This window comes from Parapusillimonas granuli (genome assembly GCF_013416525.1).
Taxonomy (GTDB): Bacteria; Pseudomonadota; Gammaproteobacteria; order Burkholderiales; family Burkholderiaceae_B; genus Parapusillimonas; species Parapusillimonas granuli.
In genome coordinates this window covers 33436-58492 of the sequence record NZ_JACCEM010000010.1, presented here as the reverse complement: position 1 = coordinate 58492, position 25057 = coordinate 33436, and the positions used below count along the sequence as shown (strand labels likewise).

Here is a 25057-nt window from a genome sequence, read left to right as displayed (position 1 = left end):
GATTTGCTTGATCTGCTTGCGGGCGCCTCATAAATCCAGCTAAAGAGGTCCACATGGCCGAACTATTCCTACCCGAAGCACCCTCCGCCGCATCCCCCCTGCCCGCCAATGAACCTCCCGCCATTCCGCGCGGCTCCGTAGGCGTGGTTTCCCCGCAGCGCATCGCGTTCGACCAGCCCCTGGCGCTGACCAGCGGCCAGGTGCTGCCCCGCTACGAACTCGCGGTTGAAACCTACGGCTCGCTCAATGCCGAACGCAGCAACGCGGTGCTCATCTGCCATGCACTGAACGCTTCCCACCACGTGGCCGGCATATCGGCCGACAACCCCAAGGACATCGGCTGGTGGGACAACATGGTGGGGCCGGGCAAGGCGGTCGATACGGACCGCTATTTCGTCATCGGCGTGAACAATCTAGGCTCCTGCTTCGGCTCCACCGGCCCCGCCAGCCTCAACCCCGATACCGGCCGCCCCTGGGGGGCGGCCTTCCCGGTGCTCACGGTGGAAGACTGGGTGCGCGCCCAGGCGCGCCTTGCCGACCATTTCGGCATCGAACGCTTCGCGGCCGTCATGGGCGGCTCGCTGGGGGGCATGCAGGCGCTCAGCTGGGCCATCACCTGCCCCGAGCGTGTCGGGCATTGCATCGTGATCGCCAGCACGCCGCGGCTTTCGGCCCAGAATATCGGCTTCAATGAAGTCGCCCGCCGGGCCATCATCAGCGATCCGGACTTCCACGGCGGCGATTACTACGCGCACGACACCGTGCCGCGCCACGGCCTGGCCGTGGCGCGCATGATCGGGCACATCACGTATCTGTCCGACGACGACATGGCCACCAAGTTCGGGCGGGCGCAGCGGGCGCCGGCCGACAACGGCGAATTCCATTACGGATACGATGTGGAATTCGAAGTCGAATCCTATCTGCGCTACCAGGGCGAGAAGTTCTCGACGTATTTCGACGCCAATACGTATCTGCTGATCACCCGCGCCCTGGACTACTTCGATCCCTCGCGCAATCACGGGGGCGACCTGGCGCGCGCGCTGCAAAGCGCCACGGCCGATTTCCTGCTGGTATCGTTCACCACCGACTGGCGCTTTCCGCCCGAACGGTCGCGGGAAATCGTGCGCGCCCTGTTGCAGAACAACCGGGCCGTCACCTATGCGGAAATCAACGCGCCGCACGGGCACGATGCGTTCCTGCTGGACGACGTCCGCTACCACGCCGTGGTGCAGGGCTACTATGACCGGATCGCCGTCAAGCTCGGGCTGGGCGAACGCAAGCAGATCAATGGGGTGTTGGCGTGACGAAGACGGCAGTGGCTCCCAGGCATGTCCGCCCGGACCTCAAGCGCATCGCGAGCTGGATCGAGCCCGGGAGCAGGGTGCTGGACCTGGGCTGCGGCGACGGCACCTTGCTGGCCTATCTGCAGAACGACAAGCACGTCGTGGGCGCCGGCGTGGAACTCAACGACGAACAGGTGATCGCGGCGATACGGCGCGGCGTGCAGGTCATCCAGCAGAACCTGGAAGAAGGCCTGGCCATGTTCGGCGACAAGCAGTTCGACACCGTCGTGCTGTCGCGCACGCTGCAGTCCATGCACAACACCGAACACATCCTGCGGGAAATGGCCCGCGTCGCGCGCTACGGCATCGTCTCTTTTCCCAATTTCGGGTACTGGCCGCATGGCTGGTCCATCCTGCGCGGCCGCATGCCGGTCACGGGCGAAATGCCCTACCAATGGTTCGACACGCCCAACATCCACCTGTGCACCCTGAAGGACTTCGAAGACCTGGCCGCCGCCCTGCAGCTGCGCATCACGCACCTGGCGACCTTCAACGGAAACAAAGAGGTTAAACTCCTGCCGGGCTGGCGCAGCACGCTGGCCGTCTACCGGTTCGAGTCCCCGCCGCCCGGTTCTTCCCAACCATAGGTCCCATCTTCGCAGCCATGTCCAGCGTTTATGCCAGCCGTCGCGTCTTTCCGTTATTGATACTGGGTTTCGCGAGCGGCTTGCCCCTGGCGCTGACCAGCGGCACGCTGCAGGCGTGGGCCACGGTCGATAACGTGTCCCTGCAAAGCATCGGCTTTCTCACGCTGATCGGCACCGCCTACACGCTCAAGTTCCTGTGGGCGCCCCTGGTCGACCGCTATGCGCCGCCGCTGCTCGGCAGGCGGCGCGGCTGGATGTTCCTGACACAGCTGCTGCTGGCCGCCGGGATCGCGGCCATGGGCTTGTTCTCGCCGGCCGGGAACCTGGGCATGTTGGCCGCCCTGGCCGTGCTCGTCGCCTTCTTGTCCGCGACCCAGGACATTGCCTTCGACGCCTACAGCACCGACGTCCTGCGCAGCGAAGAGCGCGCCGCGGGCGCCGCGGTCAAGGTGCTGGGCTACCGGCTCGCCATGATCGTCTCCGGCGGGCTGGCGCTGGTCCTCGCGGACCAATGGCTGGGCTGGCACAACATGTATTTCCTCATGGGGGCCTTCATGGCGGTGTGCGCCGTGGCCACCGTGCTGGCGCCCGAGCCGGAAGTCGTCGCGGCCGCGCCGCGCTCCCTGGCGGTGGCGGTGGTCGAGCCCCTGCGCGAATTCTTCAGCCGCCGGGGCGCCGTCACCATCCTGCTGCTGATCGTGCTGTACAAGCTGGGCGATGCGTTCGCGGGCGCGCTGTCCACGACTTTTTTGATACGCGGCGCGGGTTTCAGCGTCTCCGAAGTCGGGTCCATCAACAAGGTGTTCGGCCTGGCGGCCACCATCGTGGGCGCGCTCGCGGGCGGCGCGCTCATGGCCAGGCTGGGCCTGTATCGTTCCCTCATGCTGTTCGGCCTGCTGCAGGCCGTGTCCAATTTCGGCTACTGGGTACTGGCGGTGACGCCTCCCCACCTGTATTTCATGGCGGTGGTGGTCGCCGTGGAGAACCTGTGCGGCGGCCTGGGCACGGCGGCTTTCGTGGCGCTGCTCATGGGCTTGTGCCGGCAGGAATTCTCGGCCACGCAGTTCGCCCTGTTGTCGGCGCTGTCGGCGGTCGGCCGCACCTACCTGGCGGGGCCGTTCACCCCGCCGCTCGTCGAATCGCTGGGCTGGCCCCCGTTCTTCGTGCTTACGGTGCTCATCGCCCTGCCGGGCCTGATCCTGCTGCGCTTGCGGCGCAATGAAATCCACGCGCTGGATGCGCGCGCCGAGGCCGCATAGCGGCGCCTGCGGGCTTCAATGGCCCGAGGTCTTGGAAAAGACCTGCATGACCAGCACGCCGGCGATGATCAGCCCGATGCCCAGCACCGCCGGCGCGTCCAGCCGCTGCTTGAACAGGACCAGCCCGGCGATGGACACCAGGACGATGCCCACGCCCGACCAGATGGCATAGGCCACCCCTACGGGTATGGTCCGGAGCGTCTGGGCCAGCATGAAGAAAGCCAGGCCGTAGCCGGCGACGACGATGGCCGAAGGCGTGAGACGGGTGAAGCCTTCGGACGCCTTGAGCGCGCTGGTGGCGACGACTTCGGCGACGATGGCGATGGCCAGGTAGAGCCAGCTCATGCCGAATACCAGGCGAAGGGGGATGCAAAAGGGGAAGGAGTCATGTGGGTGTCTTGATTGCGCATCGCTATGCATTGCGCAAAACGATACCTCGAACCGCGCATCCCCGCCAAGCCGGCCCGCGGTCGCGCCGCCGGATCCGGCGCGGCGGGGCCGATCACTGGCGGGCCTGGGCCTTGCGGTCCATGGACGGGCTTGGCGGCGGCTGCGCGGCGAAGATGCGGGCCCCGGCGACGCAGCCCACGACGGCGACGGTGGCCGCCAGCATTGCCCAGCTGACGGGCTCTCCCAGCAGCAGGGCGGCGAGCGCCAGGCCCATGAAAGGCTGCAGCAGCTGCAGCTGGCCGACGGCGGCGATGCCCCCCTGGGCCAGGCCCCTATACCAGAAGAAGAAGCCGATCAGCATGCTGAAAAGGGACACATAGGCCAGCCCGATCCAGGCGGGGAAGCCTATGGCTTCCCATTCGCCAGGCAGCGTGGCCAGGCAGAGCGCCCCCATGATGGGCAACGACAGGACCAGGGCCCAGGAAATGACTTCCCAGCCGCCGAGGCGGCGCGACAGGCGGCCGCCTTCGGCGTAGCCATAGCCGCAAGCCACGATGGCCGCGCACATGTAAAGATCGCCCTGCGACGACCCGCCGGCGTCCTGGGTGAGGGCGAAAGCCAGGACGCAGGCGCTGCCCAGGACGGCGAACAGCCAGAAAGCGGGATGCGGCCGTTCACGGCCGCGCAAGGCGCCGAACAGGGCGGTGGCCAGCGGCAGCAGGCCGATGAACACCAGGGACCGCGCGGCGGTGATGTGCTCCAGGGCGAGCGCGCTGAACAGCGGAAAGCCCAGCACCACGCCGAGCGCGGCCATGCACAGGCTGGCCAGATCGCGGCCCGACGGCAGCCTGGCGCGGGCCAGGCGCAGCAGCGCCAATGCCAGCACGCCGGCGATCGCCGCCCGCGCCGCGGTCAGGAAGACCGGATCGAAGTCGGCCACGGCCACTCGGGTGGCGGGCAGGGAACCGCTGAATATGATCACGCCCAGTAGCCCGTTCAGCCAGCCTTTCGATATGTCGTTCATGATGGTTTCCAGATCGTCGTGACCGTATGATGCGCCGGAACGGCGCTTGCGAGCCAGGTACGCGTCAGTACAATCCGTATAAACTGTACGGGTACATTATGGGATACAGTCATGCGAACCGGGACGCTCACAGCCAGGGTGATGGGGGAAATCCATCAGCGCATCGCCGCGCGCCAACTGCTTACGGGCGCGAAGCTCCCGTCGATCCGCGCCTTCGCCCAGGCGCTGGGCGTATCCAAGTCCACCGTCGTGGAGGCCTATGACCGGCTGGCGGCCGAAGGCGTCATCTCCTCCCGCAGGGGCTCCGGCTTCTATGTGGCCGCGCCCGCCCCGCCGCTGACGCTCGGCAGCATCGGCCCGCGCCTGGACCGGGAGCTGGACCCGCTCTGGGTGGCTCGCCAGGCGCTCGATTCGGACGATACCTTGCTCAAGCCCGGCTGCGGCTGGCTGCCGGCCGCCTGGATGCCCCACGAGAACATGCGGCGCGCCTTGCGCGCCGTTTCCCGCGCGGAGCCCGCCGCCCTGGCGGATTACGACACGCCGCTGGGGTTCGCGCCCCTGCGCACGCTGCTGGCCCGGCGCTTGCAAGAAAGCGCGATTCCGGCGGCGCCGGAGCAGATCCTGCTGACGGACTGCGGCACGCACGCGCTGGACCTCATGTGCCGGTTCCTGCTCGAACCCGGCGACACCGTTCTGGTGGACGACCCATGCTACTTCAACTTCCATGCTTTGCTGCGGGCGCATCACGCCAAAGCGGTGGGCATTCCCTATACGCCCTCGGGTCCGGACGTCGAGCAGTTTTCACGGGCGCTCGCCGAACACCGGCCGCGCCTGTACCTGACCAATTCCGCCTTGCACAATCCCACCGGCGCGGTGCTGTCGCCTTTGGCGGCGCATCGGGTTCTGAAGCTTGCCGAGGAATACGACCTGACTATCATCGAAGACGATATCTTCGCCGACTTCGAGACGGAGCCGACGCCGCGCCTGGCGGCTTTCGACGGCCTGGGGCGCGTCGTCCATGTGGGCAGCTTCTCGAAGACGCTGTCCGCCGCCGCGCGTTGCGGGTACATCGCCGCTCGGCCCGACTGGATAGAAGCCTTGGCGGACCTGAAGACCGCGACCACCTTCGGCGGCAACCGGCTGGCGGCGGAGCTGGTCTGCCGGATGCTCACGGACGGCAGCTACCGGCGCCACGTCGACGGCTTGCGCCTGCGCCTGGCGCATGCGATGGGACCCGTCGTGGACAAGCTGGGCGCCCTGGGCATACGCCCCTGGCTGCTGCCGCGGGCGGGCATGTTCCTGTGGTGCCGCCTGCCCCCGGGCGTGGACGCCGCCGACCTGAGCCGGCTGGCCCTGGAGCGCGGCATCGTGCTGGCGCCGGGCAATGTGTTCAGCCTGTCCCGGTCGGCGGGCGCCTTTCTGCGCTTCAACATCGCGCAGTCTGGCGACCCGAGGCTCTTCAGTGTGCTTGCGGAACTGCTGGCGCCGTGATTTCGTCCAGCGCGGCGGCCAGCAGGTCGACCGTGCGATCGGGATTGTGCAGCTTGTCCAGCCCGAAGAGCCCGATCCGGAAGGTCTTGAAACCAGCGGGCTCGTCGCACTGCAGCGGCACGCCGGCGGCGGCCTGCAGCCCGGCCGAGGCGAATTTCTTGGCCGAATGGATGCCGTCGTCGTCGGTATGGCTGACGACCACGCCGGGCGCTTCGAAGCCCGGCGCGGCGACGCTCTTGAAGCCCCGGTCGCGCAGCAGGGCGCGGACGCGGTCGCCCAGTTCCTGCTGTTCGGCGCGCACCTTGTCGAAGCCGTAGGCCTCGGTTTCGGCCATGACGTCGCGCAGGACGGCCAGCGCATCGGTGGGCATGGTGGCATGGTAGGCGAAGCCGCCTTGCTCGTAGGCTTCCATGATCTGCAGCCACTTGCGCAGATCGCAGGCGAAGCTGGTGCTGACGGTGTTGTCGATTTCCTTGCGCGCAAGGGGGCTGAGCATGACCAGCGCGCAGCAGGCGGAGGCGGTCCAGCCCTTTTGCGGGGCGCTGATCAGCACGTCGACGCCGGTCGCCTGCATGTCGATCCAGATCGTGCCCGAAGCGATGCAGTCCAGCACGAACAGGCCGCCTTCCGCGTGCACCGCGTCGGCGACGCGGCGCAGATAGTCGTTGGGCAGCATGATGCCGGACGCCGTTTCGACGTGGGGCGCGAACACCACGGCCGGCTTTTCGGCCTTGATGGCGGCCACCACTTCATCGATGGGGGGCGGCGCAAAAGCGGCTTGCGGACCGCTGCCGGCCGCCCGGGCCTTGAGGACCGTGGTGGACGAGGGAATGCCGCCCATGTCGAAGATCTGGCTCCAGCGGAAGCTGAACCAGCCGTTGCGGATGACCAGGCAGCGCTTGTTGGTGGCGAACTGGCGCGCCACCGCTTCCATGCCGAAGGTGCCGCTGCCGGGCACGACGATGGCGGAATGCGCGTTGTAGACTTGTTTCAGGGTCCGGGAAATATCCCTCATGACGCCCTGGAACGCCTGCGACATGTGGTTCAGCGCCCGGTCCGTATAGACGACCGAGTATTCCAGCAGCCCGTCGGGATCGGTTTGGGGAAGTAGGCTTGGCACGTTTTTGCCTCCGGATAGGTTCATTCAGCGTTGCAAGGGGTGTCGTGTTTCGATATTAGCCCACGGTCGTGCCGTAGTCGATGGTCAGTGGCGCGTGGTCGCTGAAGCGCTGTGCCTTGTAGATGGAGGCCGCCTGCGCGGTTGCGGCGATCTCGGGCGTGGCGATCTGGTAATCGATGCGCCAGCCTACGTTCTTGGCCCATGCCTGCCCGCGGTTGCTCCACCACGTATAGGCTTCGCCCAGGGTGTCCGGGTACAGCTTGCGATAGACGTCCACCCAGCCGATTTCATCGAAGACGCGCGTGAGCCAGGCCCGCTCTTCGGGAAGAAAGCCGCTGTTCTTCATGTTGCCCTTCCAGTTCTTCAAGTCGATTTCCTTGTGGGCGATGTTCCAGTCGCCGCACAGGATGACCTGGCGCCCGCACTTGGCCAGCTCGGCCAGATGTGTGAAGAAGTGCTCCATGAAGACGTACTTGGCGGCCTGCCGGTGGTCGCCGCTGGAACCGGAGGGCAGATAGACCGATATGATCGACAAGCCCTCGTAGACGAGTTCCAGGTAGCGGCCCTCGGCGTCGATTTCCGGCACGCCCAGGCCTTCTATGATTTGACGGGGCTGCTTCCTGGCGTAGACGCCGACGCCGCTATAGCCTTTTTTTTCCGCGTAATGGAAGTAGCCGTGGTAGCCGGAGGGGGCCAGCATGCCGGCCGTCATGTTGTCCGCCTGCGCCTTGAGCTCCTGCAGGCAGACGAAGTCGGCTTCCTGGGCGGGCAGCCAGTCCAGGAAGCCTTTGTTGACGGCGGAGCGGATGCCGTTGAGATTGGCGGAAATAACGCGGAGCATCGGGGGCCTTCATGAAAACCAGTGGAACCCCACACTTTAACCCGGATCTTCCGCCCGGGCACCGGCTCGGCGCGGGCCGGCGCTTGCGGGCAAGCGCCGGCGGCCGGATCAGCTTGCCGTGTCTTTGCGCATCATGGCGTCCAGGCTCCAGGGGCCGGGCCCGGCCACCCAGATGTACAGGAAGACGAAGCAGTACAGGACGGCCGCCTCGCCTCCGTTGAGCAGCGGAAACAGCAGGTTGCCCTTGGCGGCGACATGGCCGATGAAATAGGCGGCCGCGGCGAAGCCGGAAACGATGAAGGCGGCGGGGCGCGTGAACAGCCCGACCAGGAGCAGACCGCCGAATATCAGTTCGATGATGGCCGCCGCCCCGGAAAGCGAGGCGATTTGCAGATTGTCGAACATGGCGGCATGGGGTACCCCGAAAAGCTTGGCGGTGCCGTGTATGAGCAGCATGTAGCTGCTGACGATGCGCAGTATGCTTAAAACGCGAGGGGTCCAGATGGCGCAGGATGCGGAGGTGTTCATGGTGGTGCTCCGTGGGAAATGCCGCTGAGGGAAGGGACTGCGTAAACTCTCCAGGGAAACCGGCTTGATTTGATGTGGGAAAGTTTAATGAATAAACCCGCGAAAATACATATGCGCCCGCCTCCGCCGTGCCCCGTTTCTTCGACTTTCCTGGCGGGGCGCTGGAGCGGGGCCGAGATTTTGTTCGATAATAGCGGTTTCCCCATTTTTCCTAGGCCATGGCTGATTCTTCCAACCGTTCGGAATTCGTCCGTTTCTCTCTCGACCAGGGTGTGCTGCGCTTTGGCCGGTTCAAAGTCAAGTCGGGGCGCATGAGCCCGTATTTCTTCAATGCCGGGCTGTTCAACACCGGGCGCTCGGTCGGCCGGCTGGCCCGGTTCTACGCGCAGGCCCTGGTGGATTCCGGCGTGCGCTTCGACATGCTTTTCGGCCCCGCCTACAAGGGCATCCCGCTGGCGGCGACGACGGCGGCGGCGCTGGCGGAGCACCCGTCCCTGAATGGGCGCGACGTCCCTTTCGCATTCAACCGCAAAGAGGCGAAAGACCACGGGGAAGGCGGGATCCTGGTCGGCGCGCCGCTGCAGGGCCGGGTCGTCATCATCGACGACGTCATCACCGCCGGCACGTCGGTGCGGGAATCGGTGGAGATCATCCGCGCGGCGGGCGCCGAGCCCGCCGCGGTGCTGATCGCCCTGGACCGCATGGAACGCGCCGGCCCGGACGACGCTTTGTCGGCGCATTCGGCTGTACAGGAGGTGTCGCTCTCGTACGGGATGCCGGTGGTCAGCATCGCCTCGCTGGCGGATATCATGGCCGTGCTGGAGGGGGATGCTTCCTTGGCGGAGCATCGGGCCGCCGTGCAGGCGTACCGGGAGCGGTACGGGGTCTGAGGCGGCCCGCCGGGCGGGGCGCCGAAGGCCGCTGGAGCGGAGCGCCCGCTCAGCCCAGCTTTTCCTTCAGCAGGTCATTGACCTGCTGCGGGTTGGCCTTGCCCTTGGCGGCCTTCATCACCTGCCCCACCAAAGAATTGAACGCCTTCTGCTTGCCGGCCCGGTATTCCTCGATGGCGGCCGGATTGGCGGCCAGGACCTCGTCGATCATGGCGCTGATGGCGCCCGTGTCGCTGATCTGCTTCAGCCCCCGCGCCTGAATGATCGCGTCGGGGTCGCCGCCGTTCTCGCCCGACCACATGGCGGCGAAGACCTCGCGCGCCAGCTTGTTCGAGATCGTGCCGTCGATGATGCGCAGGATCAGCGCCGCCAGCGCCGCCGGCTTGACCGGGCTTTGATCGACGTCGATTTCATCGCGATTCAAAGCGGCCGCGAGCTCGCCCAGCATCCAGTTGGCGGCCAGTTTCGCCTGCCCCTGCGGCAGCTGCGCCGCGGTTTCCTCGAAATATACCGACGTGGCGCGCGACATCGTCAACTGCGCGGCGTCGTAGGCGCTCAGGCCCAGGTCGCGCTCGAAGCGCGCGCGCTTCTGGGCCGGCAGTTCCGGCATCGCGTCCTGCACGCGGCGGATCCATTCCGGCTCGATCACCAGCGGCGGCAAATCCGGGTCGGGGAAATAACGGTAGTCGTGCGCGTCTTCCTTGCTGCGCATGCTGCGCGTTTCATCGCGGTCGGCGTCGTACAAACGGGTTTCCTGGACCACCGTGCCGCCGTCCTCGATCAGCTCGATCTGGCGCCGGGCCTCATACAGAATGGCGCGTTCCAGGAAGCGGAAGGAGTTCACGTTCTTGATTTCCGCGCGCGTGCCGAACGCCGCCTGGCCCTTGGGCCGGACCGAAACGTTGGCGTCCACGCGGAACGAGCCTTCCTGCATGTTGCCGTCGCAGATGCCCAGCCAGACCACCAGCCCGTGCAGGGCGCGGGCGTAGGCGACCGCTTCGGCGGCCGAGCGCATCTCGGGTTCGGACACGATTTCCAGCAGCGGCGTGCCGGCGCGGTTCAGGTCGATGCCGGTGGAGGATTCGCCGTGCGGGCCCGTGAAGTTCTCGTGCAGGGACTTGCCCGCGTCTTCTTCCAGATGCGCCCGCGTCAGGTTGACGGTTCTTTCCTCGTCGCCGACGAAGAAGGTGATGGAGCCGCCCTGCACGACCGGGATCTCGAACTGGCTGATCTGATAGTTCTTGGGCAGGTCGGGGTAGAAATAATTCTTGCGCGCAAAAATGGAGCGCGGCGCCACGTGGGCGCCGACGGCCAGCCCGAACTGGATGGCGCGCTCGACGGCGCCGCGGTTCATGACCGGCAGGCTGCCCGGCAAGGCCATGTCGACTTCATTGGCCTGTGTGTTGGGCGCGGCGCCGAAACGCGTGCTGCTGTCAGAAAAGATCTTGGATTCGGTGGAAAGCTGGGTATGCGTTTCCAGGCCGATGACGATTTCCCATTCCATTATGCTAGTTCCGGTTTCCGTTGATGCCAGTCGGTCAGCTGCTGATAGCGGTCGGCGACCGCGAGCAGCAGGCCTTCGCTGAAGTAATTGCCGATGATTTGAAGGCCGATGGGCAGGGGCCGTTCGGGGCGGCCGAATCCGCAGGGAATGGACATGGCCGGCAGGCCCGCCAGGCTGACGCCCAGCGTGTAGATGTCGGCCAGCCAGTCGCTGGTCGGGTCGTCGCGGTTCTCGCCGATGCGCTTGGCCGGATTGGGCGTCACGGGCCCCATGATGACGTCGCACTGGCTGGAGAACGCCTGCTGGAAGTCGTTGACGATCATGCGGCGCACGCGCTGGGCCTGCAGGTAGTAGGCGTCGTAATAGCCATGGGACAGCACGTAGGTGCCGACCATGATGCGGCGCAGGACTTCGGGGCCGAAGCCTTCGGAACGGGAACGGCTGGTCATCTCGGCCAGGTCGCGGTATTGCGCGGCGCGGTGGCCGTAGCGCACGCCGTCGTAGCGCGACAGGTTGCTGGAGGCCTCCGCCGGCGCGATGACGTAGTAGGTGGGAATGGACAATTCCGTGCGCGGCAGGGAAATGCCGACGCGGACGGCGCCCAACGACTCGAAGGCCCGCAGCGCGGCCTCGACGGCGGACGCGACTTCGGGCGACAGGCCTTCATTGAAGAACTCGGCGGGCACGCCGATGCGCAGGCCCTTGAGCGGCTGGCTGCCCAGCGCGTCTTGCCGGCGGACGGCCTGGTCGAACGCGGCGCGGATCCGGCCGGGGGCGTTGGGCTGCTCGTCGCAGAACTGCAGGCTGGTGGAGTCGCGGGGATCGAAGCCGCTGATCGGGTCCAGGATTTCCAGCAGGTCGCGCGCATGGCGGGCGATGGGGCCGGCCTGGTCGAGGCTGGAGCCGTAGGCGATGATGCCGTAGCGGGAAACGGTGCCGTAAGTGGGCTTGATGCCGCTGACTCCGCACAGGGCGGCGGGCTGGCGCACCGAGCCGCCGGTGTCGGTGCCCGTGGCCGCAACCGCCAGGCCCGCGGCCACGGCGACGGCCGAGCCGCCCGAGGACCCGCCCGGCACGGCCTGCGGGTCCCAAGGGTTGCGCGCCGGCCCGAAGGCGGAATTCTCGTTGCCCGAGCCCATGGCGAACTCGTCGCAATTGAGCTTGCCCAGGGACACGGCGCCCGCCGCCGCCAGGTGTTCGACGACGGTGGCGTTGAAGGGGCTGACGTAGCCGTCCAGCATCTTGCTGGCGGCGGTGGTGCGCCAGCCGGTGGTCACGAAGACGTCTTTGTGGGCGATGGGTATGCCGGCCAGCGGCGGCGCGGCTTCGCCCGCCGCCAGGAGTTGGTCGGCCGCGTCGGCCTGTGCCAGGGTCAGGTCGCGGTCGACGTGCAGGAAGGCGTTCAGGCCGGCAAGCCCGTCGATGGCGCGCAGGGCGCTGTCGGCGACTTCCCGGGCGCTCAGTTTGCGGGCGCGCAAGGCGTCGCGCAGCGCCGCGATGCCGCCGAATTCTGTATGGAGGGGGGTGTGGGACATCGTTTACTCGATTACCGTGGGTACCAGGAACAGCCCGCCGTCCTGGGCGGGGGCATTGCGCATCAGCGCTTCGCGCTGGGCGGGGGCCTGCGTGGGAGCGGCCTTGTCGTCGCGCAGCCGCAGCTTGATTTCCTGATGGGCGGCCAGCGGGTGGGCCATGGGCTCGATGCCGGCGGTGTCGACCGCCTGCAGTTGCTGGATCAAGCCCAGCATGCCGTTGAGTTCGGCTTGCGTACGGGGCGTTTGGTCGGGCGAGATTTCAATGCGCGCAAGCCTCGCGATGCGGGCTACGTCCTGCTCGGTGATTGCCATGGGTGTCTTTGCCAGAAGAGGTTCGGGGCGCGTGCGTCGGTGTGCGGCCGCGGTTTGAAACGGTGGTTACAGAAAATAACATGCCCCAGTTCGATCTTATCAACAGCCAATTATAAGTTATCATTGCTGGTTTAATTCGTTAGTCAAATTCCTGCGCCCAGCGGCGCTAGATGGCAGTACCCGGGTGACGAATATTTCTCCAATTCTGATATTACTGAGCGCCCATGTTCGGATTCCTTCGTAGTTATTTCTCCAGCGATATGGCGATCGACCTCGGTACCGCCAATACCCTGATATATGTTCGCGGCAAAGGGATCGTGCTGGACGAGCCATCGGTCGTCGCCATCCGCCACGACGGCGGGCCCAGCGGCAAGAAGATCATCCAGGCGGTGGGGCGCGAGGCCAAGCAGATGCTGGGCCGCGTCCCGGGCAACATCGAAGCCATACGGCCCATGAAGGACGGTGTCATCGCCGACTTCACCGTCACCGAGCAAATGCTCAAGCAGTTCATCCGCATGGTGCATCCGCGCAGCATGTTCGCCCCCAGCCCCCGCATCATCGTGTGCGTTCCCTGCGGCTCCACGCAGGTCGAGCGCCGGGCGATCCGCGAATCGGCGCTGGGCGCGGGCGCCAGCCAGGTCTACCTGATCGAAGAACCCATGGCCGCCGCCATCGGCGCGGGCCTGGCGGTCTCCGACGCCAGCGGCTCCATGGTGGTCGACATCGGCGGCGGCACGACCGAAGTGGCCATCATTTCCCTGGGCGGCATGGTCTACAAGGGCTCGGTCCGGGTCGGCGGCGACAAATTCGACGAATCCATCATCAACTACATCCGCCGCAATTACGGCATGCTCATCGGCGAACCCACCGCCGAACTCATCAAGAAGGAAATCGGCTCGGCGTTTCCAGGTTCCGAAATCCGCGAGATCGAAGTCAAGGGCCGCAACCTCTCCGAAGGCGTGCCGCGCAGCTTCACGGTGTCTTCCAATGAAATCCTGGAATCCCTCACCGATCCGCTCAACCAGATCGTCTCCGCGGTCAAGACCGCCCTGGAACAGACTCCTCCCGAACTGGGCGCCGACATCACCGACAAGGGCATCGCCTTGACCGGCGGCGGCGCCTTGCTGCATGATCTTGATCGGTTGCTCCAGGAAGAAACCGGTTTGCCCGTGGTTGTGGCCGAAGATCCGCTCACTTGCGTGGTGCGCGGCTGCGGCGAAGCGCTCGAACACCTCGAACGCCTTGGTTCCGTATTCATCTACGATTGAAGTAACGACTATTAGGGTCAGGTGCCCATTCATGTGCGCCAGGCATACTTGGGCGCAGGCACGACTATTTCATGCAAGAAACAGGCACGATCAGGCTATTCAAACGCGGACCCACCGCTGAATTGCGGTTGTTCGTGTTCGTTCTGATGTCGCTGGCGCTGCTCGTGGTCGATTCGCGCTGGCCGGTGCTGGATCCCGCCCGCCAGGCGATTTCGGTCGTCATCTATCCCTTCCAGCGCATCATGCTGGCGCCGCGCGACCTCATTTCCCACGTCCAGAACTGGACCGACGCCGCCGCGCTCGCCAGCAAGGAAAAGGAAGCGCTGCAGCGCCAGCGCATCGAGCTGGCGCAGATATCCACGCACGCCGCCCAGCTGGCCACCGAGAACGAACAGCTGCGGCGCCTGCTGAACGTGGCCGACGCCGTGCTCCAGCCCTCGGTCGCGGTCGAGGTCCTGTACGAGCCGCCCAATGCGTTCTCGCACCATCTGATATTCAACAAGGGCTCGTCCAGCGGCATCCGGCCGGGCATGCCCGTCATCGACGAGGGCGGCGTGGTCGGGCAGATCGTGCGCGTCACGCCCTTCACCTCCGAAGCGGCCCTGCTCACGGACGACAAGGTCTCCATTCCCGTGCAGGCGCTGCGCAACGGGCTGCGGCTCATCGCTTTCGGCGGCAATATGTCCGGCAAGGTCGAGGTGCGCTACCTTACCGCCAACGTCGACCTGGTGCCCGGCGACACCCTGGTCACCAGCGGGATAGGCGGGCTTTTTCCCGCGGGGCTGTCGGTCGCCGTGGTCGACGAAGTCCGGCGCGACGCGGCATCGGGCTTCGCCGTGGCGATCGCATCGCCGCTGTCGCACCCCGAACGGCACCGCCACTTCCTGGTGCTGCGGGTCGACGTCTCCACGCCGGGCCTGAACCAAGAGAGCGCGCGCCATGGTTCGCAAGCAGAGTAATCTTCCCGCCGCGGGCAACGGGCGTTCTTCGCTGAGCGCGCTCCAGCCCATCGACAGCACGCCGTTCAAGCGGCCATCCGGGCTGGCCTTCATCTGGTTCACCATTCTGCTGATGTGGTTGCTGTCGCTGCTGCCCTGGCGGCTCTGGCAATCCGCGCCCGATCTCCTGCTGCTGGTCATCGCCTTCTGGTCGGTGCACGAGCCGCAGCGCGTCACCATGCTCACCGCCTTCGTCTTCGGGCTGTTCATGGACGTGCACGACGCCGGGCTGCTGGGCGGCCATGCGCTGACCTATACGCTGGTGGCCTATGGGGCGGTGGTCTTGCATCGGCGGCTCACGCGCTTCAACGCCGTCGTGCAGGCCATACACATGCTGCCGGTCTTCCTGGTGGCCGAAACCCTGGGCAACATGGTGTATGCCTGGCTGTCCGGCGAATGGGCCGGCTGGCATTGGCTCTGGTCCACGTTGCTGACCGCCGCGCTTTGGCCGCTGGCGGAGTTTTTACTGCATATGCCGCAGCGGCGGCTGGACGAGGCCGACGCCGGCTCCGTCTGACCGCGCCCGCATAGCCCATGTTCGAGTTCAAGAAAACGACCCATCTGCAGAAGCGGCGCATCCTGATCCGCGTCATCGTGGCCGGGGTCTTCGCCCTGATCTGCTTTCTGGGCCTGGCCACCCGGCTCTGGTATTTGCAGGTGGTCCGCTACGAGGGGCTGGCCGCCCGGGCGGACCGGAACCGCATCGCGGTCGTGCCCATCCCCCCGCGGCGGGGCGAGATCCTGGACCGCAACGGCGTCGTGCTGGCGCGCAACTACCGCGACTACACCTTGTCGGTGGTCCCCGCGAACGTGAAGGGGCCGGTCAGGGAGATGCTGGACGAGCTCGGCGAGCTCGTCTACCTGAGCGCCAGCGACCGGCGCAGGTTCCTGCAGCAGCTGAACCAGAGCGGGCGCTACACTCCCGTGCAGCTGCGCAACAACCTGAACGAGACCGAGGCGTCCTGGTTCGCCGCCCACGCCTTCAAGTTCCCCGGCGTCGAGCTCAGCGCGCGCTGGGTGCGCGAGTATCCCGAAGGCGAAGCCGCGGCCCACGTGATCGGCTACGTGGGCAGGATCTCCGAGGCCGACCTGGCGGCGCTCGAAGAAGAAGGCCGCGCCGGCAATTACCGGGGCAGCAACATCATCGGCAAGAAGGGCATAGAAAAAACCTGGGAAGAAGCCCTGCACGGCCGCACCGGCGTGGAAGAGGTCGAAGTCACGGCCACCGGGCGGCCGGTCCGCACCCTCAGCCGCATCGACCCCGTTCCCGGCTCCGACCTGCACCTGTCCATAGACATCGAGCTGCAAAAGGTCGCGGAGCGGCAGTTCGAGGGCCGCCGCGGCGCGCTGGTGGCCATCGAACCCAAGACCGGGGAAATCCTGGCCTTCGTATCGGCGCCGTCCTTCGACCCGAATCTGTTCATCGACGGCATCGACGTGGAAAACTGGCGCAAGCTGAACGAATCCCCCGACCACCCGCTGATCAACCGGCCGCTGTACGGCACCTATCCCATCGGTTCCACCTACAAGCCTTTCGTCGGGCTGGCGGCGCTGGAACTGGGCAAGCGCACCGCCACCCAGCGCATCCCCGACCCGGGTTATTTCGAATTCGGAGGGCAGCGCTTCCGCAACGCCGGCGGCGCCGCCTACGGCATGACCGACCTGCACCGCGCCATCGTCGTGTCGTCGGACACTTATTTCTTTTCCCTGGGGCCGGAGATCGGGGTCAACGCCCTGCACGATTTCAGCAAGCAATTCGGTTTCGGCCAACTGACGGGCATAGACCTGGAAGGCGAGCGCCGGGGCGTGCTGCCGTCCACGGAATGGAAGCGCCAGGCCTACAAGAAGCCGTCGCAGCAGCGCTGGTATGCGGGCGAGACGGTGTCGGTCGCCGTGGGGCAGGGGTACAACTCTTTCACCCTGCTGCAGCTCGCCCAGGCGACCTCGGTGCTGGCGAACAACGGCACGTACATGAAGCCCCATCTGGTCAACCTGGTGCGCAACCCGCAGAACGGAAAGGCGACGCGAACGGTGACGGGGCCCTTGTACACCATTCCGCTCAAGCCCGAGAATCTTGCCGTCATCCGCAAGGCCATGGTGGACGTCATGCGCAGCGGCACGGCGCGCCGGGCATTCGCCGGCACGCATTACCAGGCGGCGGGCAAGACCGGCACGGCGCAGGTCTACAGCCTGCGCGGGGCCAAGTACAAGGCGAGCGCGGTCGACGAGCGCCTGCGCGACCATGCCCTCTTCATGGCCTATGCGCCCATGGAGGACCCCAAGATCGCCGTCGCCCTCATCGTCGAGAACGGCGGCTGGGGGGCGACGGTGGCGGCGCCGGTGGCGCGCACCGTATTCGACTACTGGCTGTCGCCCGAGCGCATGGCCCGCGACGCCCGGCCGTTGCCGCCCGCCGAGCTCGACGAGTCCGAGGGCGTGGAGGAGGGCGCCTCGGGCGAATCCCCCGACGCGATCGTGCCGCTGGAAGACCTGCCCGCCGGCGCCCCGGAAGACGAACCCGAAGACCATGTTCCTGAAATCCATGCGGCGTTGTCCACGCAGCGCGCGGCGGTGCGAGGCCGACAATGAAGCGGATATTGCATTGGGTCGTCAAGGCCTTGACGGCATTCGACTGGCCGCTGCTGATGCTGCTGGTGCTGATGACCATACTGGGCATGACCGTCATGCATTCGGCGGTGGGCGGAACCGATTGGCGCTTCGCCGACCAGTCGCGCAACTTCCTGATCGCCTTCATCTTCATGTGGGTGGCCGCCATGATGCCGCCGCCCTTGCTGATGAGGCTGTCTCCCTACGTCTATGCGATGGGCGTGGCGCTCCTGCTGGGCGTGGAGTTCTTCGGCGAAACCAGCAAAGGCGCCACGCGCTGGCTGGACCTCGGCTTCGTTCGCATCCAGCCGTCGGAAATGCTCAAGATCTCGGTGCCGATGATGCTGGCCTGGTATTTCCATCGGCATCAGGGCACTTTGCGCGTCCTTGACTTCCTGGTGGCGGGCGTGCTGCTGGCGATACCGTTCACGCTCATCGTCATGCAGCCCGACCTGGGCACGGCCCTGCTGGTGTTCGCCTCGGGTTTCTGCGTGATCTATTTCGGCGGCCTGTCGTTCCGGCTGTTGGCCCCCATCGCGCTGGCGGTGGTGGTGGGCCTGGGCACGCTGGTCTATTACGAAACAGACATCTGCCAGCCGGACGTGGACTGGGTGGTGCTGCATGACTACCAGAAATACCGGGTCTGCACGCTGCTGGACCCCAGCTCCGATCCCCTGGGCAAGGGCTTTCACACCATCCAGTCCATGATCGCCGTGGGTTCGGGCGGCCTCTATGGGAAGGGCTACATGATGGGCACCCAGACCCATCTCGATTTCATCCCGGAACGGACGACGGACTTCATTTTCGCCGTTTATGCCGAGGAATTCGGGCTGTATGGCGGGGTGATGCTGCTGGTGCTCTACGCCGTGCTCATCGCCCGCGGCCTGGCGATCGCGGCGCGCGCGCATACGCAATTCGGACGGCTGCTGGCCGGTTCCATGTCCATGATGTTCTTCGTCTACGTATTCGTGAACGTCGGCATGGTCACCGGCATTTTGCCGGTGGTCGGCGTGCCTCTGCCGTTCATGAGCTATGGCGGCACGGCGCTGCTGACCCTGGGCGTGGCTTGCGGGATTCTGATGAGCATCAGCCGGTATCGGCCGGTCAGGACCTGAGCGGCCAGGGGGCCGACCCCGTCCGGGATCCGGCCCCCTATCAACAGAGGGTGAGGCTGCGGCCCCGCACGGGGTCGGCCCCCGCCAGCCCGTCCAGGATCTTCCGGACCGGGGCCGGCAGGGCCGCGCCGGGAAGGTCCCGCCCGGGAACCCAGACATAGCCTTCACGGTCCGGAGCTGCCGCTTCCGGAGCATCCCACTGCAAATACCAAGGCTCGATGTTGAGCTTGAAGTGCGTGAAGACATGCGCCAGCCCGCCCATGCGCTGCGCGCGGGAGGCGTCCACGCCCAGGCCGGCGCAGCCCGACAGCAGGGCATCGGCGTCGGCGAACTCGGGCAGGCTCCAGAGCCCGCCCCAGATGCCGCTGGGCGGCCTGCGCTCCAGCAGCACGGCGCCCCGGCACGCCAGCACCAGCATGGCACAGCTGCGCTCGGGTTTTTCCTTGCGCGGCTTGGGGCTGGGCAGTTCCGCCTGCCGGCCTTCCGCGTGGGCGTAGCAGCTGTCTTGCAGAGGGCAGAGAGCGCAGGCCGGCTTGCCGCGCACGCACACCGTGGACCCCAGGTCCATCAGGCCTTGCGTGTAGGCGGCCATGTCCAGGGTCGGGGCGGTGGCGGCCAGCACGGCTTCCGCCCTGCGCCAGAGCGTTTGCTCGGTGGCGCGGTCCGAGGTGGCGCCGAAGATGCCGAAGTGGCGGGCGAAGACCCGCTTCACGTTGCCGTCCATGATGGGGCTGCGCTCGCCGTAGGCGAAGGCCGCGATGGCCGCGGCCGTCGAGCGGCCTATGCCGGGAAGCGTCGCGATTTCCGCCGCGCTCCCGGGGAAGCGGCCCGACCAGTTCAGGCAGATTTCCTGGGCGCAGCGATGCAGATTGCGCGCGCGGGCGTAGTAGCCCAGGCCGGCCCAGTAGGGCATGACCTCGTCCTGCGGCGCCTGGGCAAGCGCTTGGAGCGTGGGAAAGCGTTCCAGAAAGCGCTGGTAGTAGCCGATGACGGTCGCCACCTGCGTCTGCTGCAGCATGATCTCGGACAGCCAGATGCGGTAGGGGTCGCGCGTGCCCTGCCAGGGAAGCTGGTGCCGCCCCGAACGCTTCTGCCATTCGGCCACGGCGCCGGCGAAATCGGGGGCGGGGCGGAGTTCTGCGGGCATGGGTCAGAACCGGGTGTTGCGGGTCACGGACCAGCGGGCGGACAGGGCCGCCAGAATGGCGACGAGGCAGCCCGACAAGGTCAGGCTGAGCGCATCGGGCAATTGCACCGTCAATTGCGTGCCATAGCTGCTGGCCAGGCGGTTCAGGGCGGCGTTCAGGGGCTGCAGGGCCAGGGCTGCCAGGCCGGTGGCGATCAGGCTGGCCGCGATGCCGGTCAGCGCGCCCAGGTACAGGAAGGGCCGCCGCACGAAGGCTTCGGTGGCGCCGACCAGGCGCGCCACCGCGATCTCTTCGCGCTGGGTCAGCGCCTGCAGGCGCACCGTGTTGAACACCGTGGCCAGCACCACCAGCGCTACGCCCGCCGCCAGCAGCCCCAGGCCGATGCGCCCGAAGCGCAGCAGGGCCTCCAGCCGCCTCACCCATTCGCTGTCCAGCTGCACCGCGTCGACCACGTCGATTTCGCGCCAGGCGGAAGCCAGCCTGCCGGCGGTCTGCGCGAGTTCGGCGGAATCCCGCAGGGTGACCACCACGGCGTCGGGCAGGGGGTTGTCGGGCAGGGCGGCCAGGGCGTTGCTCCAGGCCGGGTCTGCCTTCAGGCTGTTCAAGGCCTGGTCCCGGGTCACGACGCGGGTGCTGAGCACTTCTTCGGCGTGGTCGGCCTGCAGCCGGCGGGCCAGTTCGGCCGCCTTGCCGGATTCCGCGCCCGGCGCCAGGAACAGGGTGAGTTCGGGCGACACCGGTATCTGCCTGAGCACCGGCTGGGCCGATACGATCAGCGATGCGGCCACGATGGGGATGGCCAGCGTCAGGCTGATGACCAGGACGTTGGACAGCGACGAGAATGGCTGGACGCGGAGCCGGCGCAGGGCGACCAGCAGGGCGTAGCGGTGGTGGCGCAGCCAGCGTTTCATAGGGCGGCCTTCTGGGAGTCGGTGAACTTGCCGGCATCGATGCGCAGCGTGCGATTGGCGTAGGCCGCCATCAGGGGGAGATCGTGCGATGCGATGAGCGTGGTGACGCCGACGCGGTTGAAATCGCGGAAGACCTCCATGATGCGGTGGGCGCTGTCCTTGTCGAGATTGGCCGTGGGCTCGTCGGCGATCAGGATGGCGGGGCGGTTGACGATGGCGCGCGCGATGGCCAGCCGCTGCTGCTCGCCGCCCGACATTTCGACCGGGTTCAGGTCTTCCTTGCCCGACAGCCCGACCTTTTCCATGGCGGCGCGCGCGCGCGTCGTGGCCTGGCGGGTGTCCAGGCCCGCCACCGACAGCGGCAGCAGGACGTTGGCGATGGCGCTGCGGTCGTACAGCAGGTGGGTGTCTTGCAGAATGACGCCGACCGCCCGCCGCAGATACGGCCGCGCGCGCGGCGGCATTTTATCGATGCGGTGCCCATGGACCTGCACCGAGCCGCGGCTGGGCGGTTCCAGGCCGCCGATGAGTTTCAGCAGGGTGGACTTGCCGGCCCCGGACGGCCCGGACACGAAGACGAACTCGCCGGGTTCGACCCGGAAATTGATGTCGGCCAGGATGTTGCGGCCTCGGCCGTAGGATTTGAAGACGTGCTGGAATTCGATCATGGCGTTGAATGACTACAGGACTCCATGATAACGGCGCAAAGCGTATCGCAAGGGATATCCCCCATGTTTTAAATAATATCGAACAGCTACGATTTGAAGCCCGTCGGCCCAATGCGCAGTACAGATTGTATGCCGTGTTTCATTGAACCGGGCCCTCTAACCTAGGAAACCCAGACATGAATTTGATCAAAGCCGCAGCGCTTGGCGCTTCCTTGTTCATTATGGCCGGCGCTTCGCAAGCCGGCGAAACCTTCGACGCCGTCAAGAAGAAAGGTTTCGTCCAATGCGGGGTGCATACCGGGCTTCCCGGCTTTTCCATCGCCGACAGCAAAGGCGTCTGGACAGGCATAGACGTCGACCTTTGCCGCGGCATCGCCGCCATGATGTTCGGCGACGCCACCAAATTCAAAACCACGCCGGTCACCACCCAGCAGCGCTTTACCGCGCTGCAATCCGGCGAAGTCGACGTGCTCACCCGCAACACCACGGCCACGCTCACGCGCGACACGACGCTGGGCCTCATGAGCACCGGCGTCAACTACTACGACAGCCAGGGCGTCATGGTCGCCAAGAGCCTGGGCGTGAAAAGCGCCAAGGAACTGGGCGGCGCCGCCATTTGCGTGCAGCCGGGCACCACCACCGAACTGAACCTCGCCGACTGGTTCCGCGCCAACGGCCTGGAATTCAAGCCGGTCGTCATCAACAGCCCCGATGAAGCCATGCGTTCCTACGTGGCCGGCCGCTGCGACGCCTACACGACCGACAAATCCGGCCTGGCCACCATACGCTCCACGCTGGCCAACCCGGACGATCACGTCATCCTTCCCGAAGACTTCTCCAAGGAGCCGCTGGGCCCCATGGTGCGCCAGGGCGACGACCCATGGTTCATGGTGGTGCGCTGGACGCTCAACGCCATGCTGGAAGCCGAGGAATACGGCATCACCTCGAAGAACGTCGACGAAATGCTCAAGAGCTCCAACCCCAACATCCAGCGCATCCTGGGCGTGACCGGTGAAATGGGCAAGGGTCTCGGTATCGACAACAAGTGGGCCTACAATATCATCAAGCAAGTCGGAAATTACGGTGAATCCTTCGAGCGCAACATCGGCATGGCTTCCGCCATGAAGCTCGAACGTGGCCTGAACGCACAATGGAAGAACGGCGGACTGATGTACGGGTGGCCCATCCGCTAGGGCCGGTCAAGACTCCCATGCGTAAAACGCGGCGGCGTCGCCTCTCCTGGAGCGACCCCGGCACCAGGTCGCTCATCTATCAAGCGCTGGTGCTGGGGCTCGTCGGGCTGTGCGCGTGGTACCTGGTGTCCAACACGCTGCACAACCTGTCGGTGCGCAACATCTCCACCGGTTTCGGCTTCCTGCGCCGCGAGGCCGGCTTCGCCATCGGCGAAAGCGTCATCGACTACACCCCCGCCGACACCTACGGCCGCGCCATCTGGGTCGGCATATTGAATACGCTGCGGGTGTCGGTGCTGGGCATCGTGCTGGCCACCCTGCTCGGCACCCTGCTGGGCATCGCCCGGCTCTCGCGCAACTGGCTGGTCTCGCGCGTGGCAAACGCCTACATCGAAGTCATGCGCAACGTGCCGCTGCTGCTTCAGCTGTTTTTCTGGTATGCCATCATCACCGAGGTCATGCCGGGGCCCAGGCAGGCGCTGCACCCCGTGGCCGGTGTTTTCATTTCCAACCGCGGCCTGAAGCTGCCCTCGCTGCAGGGCGATGCGCTCGACTGGATCCTGGCGGGGCTGGGCGTGGCCATCGTGCTGGCCATGCTGATCGCCCACTGGGCCAGAAAACGCCAGGACGCCACCGGGCAGGTCTTCCCGTTGGGAAGGGTGGCGCTCGGCCTGCTGCTGGTGTGTCCGGCGGCGGCGTGGCTGTTCAGCGGCGCGCCGCTGTCGCTGAACATGCCCGAGCTCAGGGGCTTCAACTTCGTCGGCGGCGTCACCCTCACCCCCGAGTTCGCCGCGCTCCTGGCCGGCCTGGTCATCTACACCTCCGCTTTCGTGGCCGAGGTCGTGCGTTCCGGCATCCAGTCGGTGGGCCGGGGCCAATGGGAAGCCGCCGGCTCGCTGGGCCTGTCGCGCGCCCGCATGCTCAGGCTGGTGATCCTGCCCCAGGCGCTGCGCGTCATCGTCCCGCCCATGACCAGCCAGTACCTGAACCTGACCAAGAACAGCTCGCTGGCGGTGGCCATCGGCTACCCCGACATCGTCTCCGTCGTCAACACCACGCTCAACCAGACCGGACAGGCCATCGAAGGCATACTCATCATCATGGCCGCCTACCTGACCGTCAGCCTTTCGATTTCATTGTTCATGAACTGGTACAACCGGCGCATCGCCCTGGTGGAGCGCTAGATGGCCGCGCAACCCATACCCGCCGGCGGGCTGCCGCCGCCCAAGGCCCAGACCGGAACCCTGGCGCGGATCCGGGCCAGTCTTTTTTCCTCGCCCCTGAACACCCTGCTGACCATCCTGGTGGCCTGGCTGCTGTTCATGTCGGTGCCCGCGGCGATCGAATGGCTGTTCATACGCGCCGACTTCAACGCCTCCACCGCCCAGGAATGCCGCGCCTCCGGCGGCGCCTGCTGGGCGTTCATCGCCGAAAAGCACCGGCTCATCCTGTTCGGCGTCTATCCCTACGACGAGCAATGGCGGCCCCTGCTGGCCAGCATCATCCTGGTGGCGGTCATCGTCTGCAGCTGCCTGCGCTGGTTCTGGCGGCCCTTCCTGGGCATGCTGTGGGGCCTGGCCCTCGTCGCGGTGGCGGTGCTCATGTGGGGCGGCGTGTTCGGCCTCACGCACGTCGAGAACGAACGCTGGGGCGGCTTGCCGCTGACGCTCATCCTGGCCACGTTCGGCATCGCCTTCGCCTTCCCGCTGGGACTGCTCCTGGCTCTGGGGCGCCGCTCCGACATGCCCGCCGTCAAGGCGCTGTGCGTGGTGTATATCGAACTCATCCGCGGCGTGCCGCTGATCAGCCTGCTGTTCATGTCCTCCGTCATGCTGCCCCTGTTCCTGCCGGAAGGCTTGAGCATAGACAAGCTCCTGCGCGCGCAGATTGCTATCATTCTGTTTGCCGCGGCGTATGTGGCGGAAACGGTCAGGGGCGGCTTGCAGGCGATCCCCAGGGGCCAGTACGAAGGAGCGGCGTCGCTCGGCCTGAGCTACTGGCAGACGACGCGCAAGATCGTCCTGCCCCAGGCGCTGAAGGTGGTCATCCCGCCATTGGTGGGCATCTTCATCTCGCTGTTCAAGGACACGTCGCTGGTGGTCATCATCGGCATCTTCGACCTGACCCAGGCGGCGAAGACCGCGGTGGCGGACGCCGCCTGGCGCGGCTTCAGCACCGAAGCCTATCTGTTCATCGCCGTGATTTATTTCGTTTTTTGTTATTCGATATCCCGTTACAGCCGGTCGCTGGAGCACAGGCTGGACACCGGATATCAGCGCTGATCAACATTGCGTCGCGTCGATCGGGCGCGGTACCAAGGGGAGC

General features: G+C 66.2%; 24 protein-coding genes. 13 read left to right on the top strand and 11 right to left on the bottom strand.

Features of this window, described 5'->3' with window-relative positions:
- Positions 1 to 53 precede the first annotated feature (53 nt).
- Genes metX through H0A72_RS17750 form a run of 3 tightly spaced genes read left to right on the top strand, consistent with a single transcriptional unit; the run spans position 54 to position 3189 of the window.
- Positions 54 to 1304 carry a homoserine O-succinyltransferase MetX gene (gene metX / locus H0A72_RS17760; RefSeq protein WP_180157780.1) on the top strand — a complete coding sequence of 417 codons (1251 nt, stop codon included), beginning with the start codon at positions 54 to 56 and terminating at the stop codon, positions 1302 to 1304.
- Positions 1301 to 1930 carry a methionine biosynthesis protein MetW gene (gene metW / locus H0A72_RS17755; protein WP_180157779.1) on the top strand — a complete coding sequence of 210 codons (630 nt, stop codon included), beginning with the start codon at positions 1301 to 1303 and terminating at the stop codon, positions 1928 to 1930. Before metX ends, metW begins: the two co-directional genes overlap by 4 nt.
- Positions 1931 to 1947: 17 nt before the next feature.
- On the top strand, positions 1948 to 3189 hold the full coding sequence (locus tag H0A72_RS17750; RefSeq protein WP_180157778.1) for a muropeptide transporter: 1242 nt from the start codon (positions 1948 to 1950) through the stop codon (positions 3187 to 3189).
- Positions 3190 to 3204: 15 nt separating this feature from the next.
- On the opposite strand, the gene H0A72_RS17745 is transcribed toward H0A72_RS17750, so the two are convergent.
- Together H0A72_RS17745 and H0A72_RS17740 are read right to left on the bottom strand one after the other, a co-directional pair.
- Positions 3205 to 3534 carry a DMT family transporter gene (locus tag H0A72_RS17745; RefSeq protein WP_180157777.1) on the bottom strand — a complete coding sequence of 110 codons (330 nt, stop codon included), beginning with the start codon at positions 3532 to 3534 and terminating at the stop codon, positions 3205 to 3207.
- A gap of 157 nt (positions 3535 to 3691) precedes the next feature.
- Positions 3692 to 4603 (bottom strand): DMT family transporter, encoded by a 912-nt coding sequence (locus H0A72_RS17740; protein ID WP_180157776.1) that lies wholly within the window; start codon positions 4601 to 4603, stop codon positions 3692 to 3694.
- Between the two features lie 111 nt (positions 4604 to 4714).
- Here H0A72_RS17740 and H0A72_RS17735 point away from each other — a divergent pair, with 111 nt between their 5' ends.
- Positions 4715 to 6094, top strand: a complete 1380-nt coding sequence (locus tag H0A72_RS17735; RefSeq protein WP_218953385.1) for an aminotransferase-like domain-containing protein — start codon at positions 4715 to 4717, stop codon at positions 6092 to 6094.
- Here H0A72_RS17735 and H0A72_RS17730 read toward each other — a convergent pair.
- The 3 genes from H0A72_RS17730 to H0A72_RS17720 all read right to left on the bottom strand — a co-directional run bounded on the left by H0A72_RS17730 (position 6063) and on the right by H0A72_RS17720 (position 8583).
- Complete coding sequence (locus tag H0A72_RS17730) at positions 6063 to 7214, bottom strand: aminotransferase class V-fold PLP-dependent enzyme (RefSeq protein WP_180157775.1); 1152 nt, start codon at positions 7212 to 7214, stop codon at positions 6063 to 6065. The two genes, H0A72_RS17735 and H0A72_RS17730, sit on opposite strands and share 32 nt — an antisense overlap.
- Positions 7215 to 7269: 55 nt before the next feature.
- Positions 7270 to 8055: an exodeoxyribonuclease III gene (locus H0A72_RS17725; protein ID WP_180157774.1), complete on the bottom strand. Its 786-nt coding sequence runs from the start codon at positions 8053 to 8055 to the stop codon at positions 7270 to 7272.
- A gap of 108 nt (positions 8056 to 8163) precedes the next feature.
- Entirely contained in the window at positions 8164 to 8583 is a 420-nt protein-coding gene (locus H0A72_RS17720) for a DoxX family protein (RefSeq protein WP_180157773.1), read from the bottom strand.
- A gap of 218 nt (positions 8584 to 8801) precedes the next feature.
- On the opposite strand from H0A72_RS17720, the gene pyrE reads away from it, so the two are divergent.
- On the top strand, positions 8802 to 9473 hold the full coding sequence (gene pyrE, locus H0A72_RS17715; protein ID WP_180157772.1) for an orotate phosphoribosyltransferase: 672 nt from the start codon (positions 8802 to 8804) through the stop codon (positions 9471 to 9473).
- A gap of 49 nt (positions 9474 to 9522) precedes the next feature.
- On the opposite strand, the gene gatB is transcribed toward pyrE, so the two are convergent.
- The 3 genes from gatB to gatC are packed head-to-tail and all read right to left on the bottom strand — an operon-like array spanning position 9523 to position 12824.
- The gene (gatB, locus tag H0A72_RS17710; protein ID WP_180157771.1) at positions 9523 to 10977 is read right to left on the bottom strand and encodes an Asp-tRNA(Asn)/Glu-tRNA(Gln) amidotransferase subunit GatB; all 1455 of its coding nucleotides are present in this window, start codon (positions 10975 to 10977) and stop codon (positions 9523 to 9525) included.
- Positions 10977 to 12512, bottom strand: coding sequence for an Asp-tRNA(Asn)/Glu-tRNA(Gln) amidotransferase subunit GatA (gene gatA / locus H0A72_RS17705; protein WP_180157769.1), 1536 nt, complete (start codon positions 12510 to 12512; stop codon positions 10977 to 10979). The genes gatB and gatA overlap by 1 nt, the downstream gene beginning before the upstream one ends.
- 3 nt (positions 12513 to 12515) lie before the next feature.
- On the bottom strand, positions 12516 to 12824 hold the full coding sequence (gene gatC, locus H0A72_RS17700) for an Asp-tRNA(Asn)/Glu-tRNA(Gln) amidotransferase subunit GatC (RefSeq protein WP_180157767.1): 309 nt from the start codon (positions 12822 to 12824) through the stop codon (positions 12516 to 12518).
- Positions 12825 to 13048: 224 nt separating this feature from the next.
- Here gatC and H0A72_RS17695 point away from each other — a divergent pair, with 224 nt between their 5' ends.
- The 5 genes from H0A72_RS17695 to rodA all read left to right on the top strand — a co-directional run bounded on the left by H0A72_RS17695 (position 13049) and on the right by rodA (position 18812).
- A complete protein-coding gene (locus H0A72_RS17695; protein ID WP_180157765.1) occupies positions 13049 to 14092 on the top strand; it encodes a rod shape-determining protein in 1044 nt (347 codons plus the stop codon).
- A 71-nt stretch (positions 14093 to 14163) separates the two neighbouring features.
- Complete coding sequence (gene mreC, locus H0A72_RS17690) at positions 14164 to 15051, top strand: rod shape-determining protein MreC (protein WP_180157763.1); 888 nt, start codon at positions 14164 to 14166, stop codon at positions 15049 to 15051.
- The gene (mreD, locus tag H0A72_RS17685) at positions 15032 to 15607 is read left to right on the top strand and encodes a rod shape-determining protein MreD (RefSeq protein ID WP_180157761.1); all 576 of its coding nucleotides are present in this window, start codon (positions 15032 to 15034) and stop codon (positions 15605 to 15607) included. The genes mreC and mreD overlap by 20 nt, the downstream gene beginning before the upstream one ends.
- Before the next feature lie 17 nt (positions 15608 to 15624).
- On the top strand, positions 15625 to 17679 hold the full coding sequence (mrdA, locus tag H0A72_RS17680) for a penicillin-binding protein 2 (RefSeq protein ID WP_180157759.1): 2055 nt from the start codon (positions 15625 to 15627) through the stop codon (positions 17677 to 17679).
- Entirely contained in the window at positions 17676 to 18812 is a 1137-nt protein-coding gene (gene rodA / locus H0A72_RS17675; protein WP_180157757.1) for a rod shape-determining protein RodA, read from the top strand. Before mrdA ends, rodA begins: the two co-directional genes overlap by 4 nt.
- A gap of 40 nt (positions 18813 to 18852) precedes the next feature.
- On the opposite strand, the gene mutY is transcribed toward rodA, so the two are convergent.
- The 3 genes from mutY to H0A72_RS17660 are packed head-to-tail and all read right to left on the bottom strand — an operon-like array spanning position 18853 to position 21539.
- The gene (mutY, locus tag H0A72_RS17670) at positions 18853 to 19959 is read right to left on the bottom strand and encodes an A/G-specific adenine glycosylase (RefSeq protein ID WP_180157755.1); all 1107 of its coding nucleotides are present in this window, start codon (positions 19957 to 19959) and stop codon (positions 18853 to 18855) included.
- A 3-nt stretch (positions 19960 to 19962) separates the two neighbouring features.
- A complete protein-coding gene (locus H0A72_RS17665) occupies positions 19963 to 20871 on the bottom strand; it encodes a cell division protein FtsX (protein WP_180157753.1) in 909 nt (302 codons plus the stop codon).
- The gene (locus H0A72_RS17660) at positions 20868 to 21539 is read right to left on the bottom strand and encodes a cell division ATP-binding protein FtsE (RefSeq protein WP_180157751.1); all 672 of its coding nucleotides are present in this window, start codon (positions 21537 to 21539) and stop codon (positions 20868 to 20870) included. Before H0A72_RS17660 ends, H0A72_RS17665 begins: the two co-directional genes overlap by 4 nt.
- A gap of 176 nt (positions 21540 to 21715) precedes the next feature.
- Between H0A72_RS17660 and H0A72_RS17655 the strand changes: the two genes are divergently transcribed.
- Genes H0A72_RS17655 through H0A72_RS17645 form a run of 3 tightly spaced genes read left to right on the top strand, consistent with a single transcriptional unit; the run spans position 21716 to position 25014 of the window.
- The gene (locus H0A72_RS17655) at positions 21716 to 22732 is read left to right on the top strand and encodes an amino acid ABC transporter substrate-binding protein (protein WP_180157742.1); all 1017 of its coding nucleotides are present in this window, start codon (positions 21716 to 21718) and stop codon (positions 22730 to 22732) included.
- Positions 22733 to 22749: 17 nt separating this feature from the next.
- Positions 22750 to 23916, top strand: a complete 1167-nt coding sequence (locus H0A72_RS17650) for an amino acid ABC transporter permease (RefSeq protein ID WP_180157740.1) — start codon at positions 22750 to 22752, stop codon at positions 23914 to 23916.
- A complete protein-coding gene (locus H0A72_RS17645) occupies positions 23917 to 25014 on the top strand; it encodes an amino acid ABC transporter permease (protein WP_180157738.1) in 1098 nt (365 codons plus the stop codon).
- Positions 25015 to 25057: the final 43 nt, after the last annotated feature.

What these genes read in the sequence shown, in the direction of transcription:
- metX (WP_180157780.1), top strand. Translation starts at nt 54, where the DNA reads ATGGCCGAACTATTCCTACCCGAAGCACCCTCCGCCGCATCCCCCCTG.
- H0A72_RS17750 (WP_180157778.1), top strand. Translation starts at nt 1,948, where the DNA reads ATGTCCAGCGTTTATGCCAGCCGTCGCGTCTTTCCGTTATTGATACTG.
- H0A72_RS17745 (WP_180157777.1), bottom strand. Translation starts at nt 3,534, where the DNA reads ATGAGCTGGCTCTACCTGGCCATCGCCATCGTCGCCGAAGTCGTCGCC.
- H0A72_RS17740 (WP_180157776.1), bottom strand. Translation starts at nt 4,603, where the DNA reads ATGAACGACATATCGAAAGGCTGGCTGAACGGGCTACTGGGCGTGATC.
- H0A72_RS17735 (WP_218953385.1), top strand. Translation starts at nt 4,715, where the DNA reads ATGCGAACCGGGACGCTCACAGCCAGGGTGATGGGGGAAATCCATCAG.
- H0A72_RS17725 (WP_180157774.1), bottom strand. Translation starts at nt 8,055, where the DNA reads ATGCTCCGCGTTATTTCCGCCAATCTCAACGGCATCCGCTCCGCCGTC.
- H0A72_RS17720 (WP_180157773.1), bottom strand. Translation starts at nt 8,583, where the DNA reads ATGAACACCTCCGCATCCTGCGCCATCTGGACCCCTCGCGTTTTAAGC.
- pyrE (WP_180157772.1), top strand. Translation starts at nt 8,802, where the DNA reads ATGGCTGATTCTTCCAACCGTTCGGAATTCGTCCGTTTCTCTCTCGAC.
- gatB (WP_180157771.1), bottom strand. Translation starts at nt 10,977, where the DNA reads ATGGAATGGGAAATCGTCATCGGCCTGGAAACGCATACCCAGCTTTCC.
- gatA (WP_180157769.1), bottom strand. Translation starts at nt 12,512, where the DNA reads ATGTCCCACACCCCCCTCCATACAGAATTCGGCGGCATCGCGGCGCTG.
- gatC (WP_180157767.1), bottom strand. Translation starts at nt 12,824, where the DNA reads ATGGCAATCACCGAGCAGGACGTAGCCCGCATCGCGAGGCTTGCGCGC.
- H0A72_RS17695 (WP_180157765.1), top strand. Translation starts at nt 13,049, where the DNA reads ATGTTCGGATTCCTTCGTAGTTATTTCTCCAGCGATATGGCGATCGAC.
- mreC (WP_180157763.1), top strand. Translation starts at nt 14,164, where the DNA reads ATGCAAGAAACAGGCACGATCAGGCTATTCAAACGCGGACCCACCGCT.
- mreD (WP_180157761.1), top strand. Translation starts at nt 15,032, where the DNA reads ATGGTTCGCAAGCAGAGTAATCTTCCCGCCGCGGGCAACGGGCGTTCT.
- mrdA (WP_180157759.1), top strand. Translation starts at nt 15,625, where the DNA reads ATGTTCGAGTTCAAGAAAACGACCCATCTGCAGAAGCGGCGCATCCTG.
- rodA (WP_180157757.1), top strand. Translation starts at nt 17,676, where the DNA reads ATGAAGCGGATATTGCATTGGGTCGTCAAGGCCTTGACGGCATTCGAC.
- mutY (WP_180157755.1), bottom strand. Translation starts at nt 19,959, where the DNA reads ATGCCCGCAGAACTCCGCCCCGCCCCCGATTTCGCCGGCGCCGTGGCC.
- H0A72_RS17665 (WP_180157753.1), bottom strand. Translation starts at nt 20,871, where the DNA reads ATGAAACGCTGGCTGCGCCACCACCGCTACGCCCTGCTGGTCGCCCTG.
- H0A72_RS17660 (WP_180157751.1), bottom strand. Translation starts at nt 21,539, where the DNA reads ATGATCGAATTCCAGCACGTCTTCAAATCCTACGGCCGAGGCCGCAAC.
- H0A72_RS17655 (WP_180157742.1), top strand. Translation starts at nt 21,716, where the DNA reads ATGAATTTGATCAAAGCCGCAGCGCTTGGCGCTTCCTTGTTCATTATG.
- H0A72_RS17650 (WP_180157740.1), top strand. Translation starts at nt 22,750, where the DNA reads ATGCGTAAAACGCGGCGGCGTCGCCTCTCCTGGAGCGACCCCGGCACC.
- H0A72_RS17645 (WP_180157738.1), top strand. Translation starts at nt 23,917, where the DNA reads ATGGCCGCGCAACCCATACCCGCCGGCGGGCTGCCGCCGCCCAAGGCC.